This is a genomic window from Frankia sp. AgKG'84/4, assembly GCF_023242965.2.
Taxonomy (GTDB): Bacteria; Actinomycetota; Actinomycetes; order Frankiales; family Frankiaceae; genus Frankia.
In genome coordinates this window covers 1-3,143 of the sequence record NZ_JALKFU020000598.1, presented here as the reverse complement: position 1 = coordinate 3,143, position 3,143 = coordinate 1, and the positions used below count along the sequence as shown (strand labels likewise).

At 72.2% G+C, this 3,143-nt stretch carries 2 protein-coding genes; both read left to right on the top strand.

The annotated features are described in order from the left end of the window. Window positions 1-1,338, top strand: a 1,338-nt coding sequence (locus MXD58_RS23760; protein ID WP_250609955.1) for a DUF4012 domain-containing protein, incomplete at its 5' end; no start/stop codon positions are given. Between the two features lie 98 nt (window positions 1,339-1,436). Further along, window positions 1,437-2,942 (top strand): hypothetical protein, encoded by a 1,506-nt coding sequence (locus MXD58_RS23755; protein WP_248838336.1) that lies wholly within the window; start codon window positions 1,437-1,439, stop codon window positions 2,940-2,942. The last annotated feature ends 201 nt before the right edge of the window (window positions 2,943-3,143 follow it).

Sequence of the window (3,143 nt, the reverse complement as noted above, 5' to 3'; positions counted from 1 at the left end):
GCCCTCGACACGCTGCGGGCCGCGGCCGAGCGGACGCCGGTGTGCGGCTGGACCGGCCGGGTCAGCGGCGTCGACGACGCGCGGGCGGAACTGATCCACCGGGGCGCGACACTGTCCGGTGCCCTGGACAACGTGGCGCTGGCCGCGCGGATCGGGCCGGACATGCTCGGCGCCGCCGGGCGCCGACGCTACCTGCTGGTCGTCCAGAACCCGGCCGAGTCGCGGGCGAACGGCGGGATCATCGGCGGCTACGGCCTGCTGACGGCGGAGAACGGCACGCTGTCGCTGGACGGCATCTCCGGGAACGGATCGCTGCCGGGCGGCCCGACGCAGGCGAGCTCGACCGCGAACCTGCCCGCGCCCTTCGCGGCCCGCTACGGATCGTTCTGGCCGGACCGGGTCTGGGCGAACGCCAACCTGACGCCCGACTATCCGACGGCCGGCCGCCTCTACACCGGCCTCTACCGGGCCGGAACCGGTATCGAAGTGGACGGGACCATCAGCGTCGACCCGACGACGCTGTCCTACCTGCTCGCCGGGAGCCGGCCGGCCGTGCTGCCCGGCGGTCAGGTCGTCACCGCGAACAACCTGGTCGACCTGGTCGAATCCAAGGTGTACGACCAGGTGCCGACGGTAGACGGCCGGGACCGTTTCTTCGCGCAGGTGGGGCAGGCCGTCTATGCGTCGGTGGTGGCCGGCGGCGACACCACCAGGCTTCTCACCGGGCTCGCGAAAGCGGCCCGAGAAGGCCGCCTGACCGTGTCAAGCAACCACGCCGACGAGCAGGACGAGCTTTCGTCGACGGCGCTGGGGGGTGCGCTGCCCACGGGCAGCGGACCATATCTCGCCGTCGTCACCCAGAACGCCTCGGCCAGCAAGCTCGACTACTGGCTTCGCCGGCAGACCACCTACCGCGTGCAGCGGATGCCGGGTGGTGCCGGGGCCGTCACCATCGTGATCAGGTTGACCAGCGTGGCACCGGACCACCTGTCGGACTACGTACGCAACCGGGAGGACGAGGCGCGTCCCGACGGTAATCCGACCGGCCAGAACAACATCTGGCTGTCGGTGTACACGGGGCGGGACAGCCTGTTCGCCGGGGCCCGTCTCGACGGCCAGCCGATCGGGCTGGCCGTCGGCTCCGAGAACGGACTGCCGGTGGTCTCCACCTACCTCCCGATCGACCGGGGCCAGACCCGGACCCTTGAGATCAAGGTGCTCGAACCGCGGGCGGGCCCCGCTCTCGCGGTGCGTCCGCAGCCGCTGCCCGTGCCGGAGCGCCTCGACGTCCAGGGGGTGCTCGTCACCTCCCCATGGTCACGCAGAGTTAGAAACTGACTTCGGAGGTCGTGGACACGGAGAGTAGTCATCGATACTCTCCGTGTCGTCAATCGTTCATCTGCTTGACCTGATCATCTCGCAGGGAGAGTGCCTGTATGAAGTTCCGACCTCTCGGAGTCGCGCTGGTGGCAGGCGGCGGCGTGGCGCTAGCCGCCCTGCCGGCCTCTCCAGCCGCTGCAATCAACGACGACAAGCCGATCCTCGACAATCCTCTCCTCGCCGACAGTGTCTACCCGCCGGTCGGCTCGGGCGGTGCCGGTGGTGCCATCGGCACGGGCACAGTCAGCAAATCCGTGGTGCTCGCTGGCGAGAGCGTCGTGTTCAGCGGCGGCGGATTCATCCCCGGAACCATCGTCAGGATCACAGTCAACGGCGTCGCGCGCACGACGACAACCGCGGGCCGCACCGGCGCCTTCAGCGTCCCCCTGAACTTCCCGACCGCCGGTCAGCAGCACCTCGCCGCCTTTGGTGAGGGTCTGCTGACCACGGGCACGACCGCGGTCGCCCCCGGGGCCGGGACGCCGCCGGTCACGGACGCCCCGATCCTCGGTGACGACACCGGCGGCGGGCTGTTCGGCGACGACGAGGACGCGCCTGTCCTCGTGCCCGCTCCCGCTCCGGTCGGCCCGGCCACCAGCGGCGTCGCCGCGCCGGCTACCGGCGTGGTCCCCCCGGTACCGGCCACTGTGCCGGCACCCGCCACTGTGCCGGCACCCGCCACCGTGCCGGCACCCGCCACCGTGCCAGCACCCGCCACCGTGCCAGCACCCGCCACCGCGCCGGCTCCGGTCATCCCGCCGGTCAACATCGGCCTGGCCGCTGCGCTCGACCCGCCCGCGAAGCAGGGCCTGGCGGCGCGCATCGTCACCGCGAACGTGCTGGTGATCGGCATCGATCAGGACGGCATCCACGGTCTGCCCTTCGACCCGGGCTGGATCCCCAACTTCATCGGCAGCTTCCTCGACAAGGACAAGGACCACGACAAGGACGGCCATGGCGGCGGCGCAGGCGGCAACTGCTTCGGCGGCGGCGGTCTCGGTGGCGACAAGGACGGCAAGGACAACTGGAACGGCAAGGACGGCAAGGACAACTGGAACGGCAAGGACAACTGGAACGGCAAGGACAACTGGAACGGCAAGGACGGCTGGAACGGCAAGGACGGCTGGGGCGACAAGAGCGGAACCAAGGACGCCCAGGCCTCCGAGCTCAGCGACAAGGACGACAAGGACGACAAGGACGACAAGGACGGCAAGGACGCCTGGGGCGACAAGGATGGCAAGGACGCCTGGGGCGACAAGGGCGACAAGGACGACAAGGACGCCTGGGGCGACAAGGACGACAAGGACGGTAAGGACGGCTTCGACAACAACGGCGTTCCCTGCGTCATAGCCGGCGTGGGTGTCGGCGTTGTCGGCGGCGGCGTGGGTGCCGGTGCGGCCGCACCTGGCGGCGGCGCGCTGCCGTTCACCGGAGTCGAGACCGGGGCGCTGGCCTCGATCGCGGTGGCCCTGCTCGGGGGAGGCGCGCTGCTGCGCGTCGCCGCCCGTCGCCGCCGCATTGTCGTCGCGTCCCCGGCCACGGTGACCCGGACCGAGGCCTGACCCGGACCGAGGCCTGACCCGGACCGAGGCCTGATCCAGGCCGGTCCCTTCGGGTGGTGGGGGGGGCGCCCCCCCCCCCCCCCCGCCCCGGCCCCCCCCCCCCCCCCCCGCCCCCCCCCCCCCGCCCGCCCCCCCCCCCCCCCCCCCCCCCCCCCCCCCCCCCCCCCCCCCCCCCCCCCCCCCCCCCCCCCCCCCCCCCCC

What these genes read in the sequence shown, in the direction of transcription:
- MXD58_RS23755 (WP_248838336.1), top strand. Translation starts at nt 1,437, where the DNA reads ATGAAGTTCCGACCTCTCGGAGTCGCGCTGGTGGCAGGCGGCGGCGTG.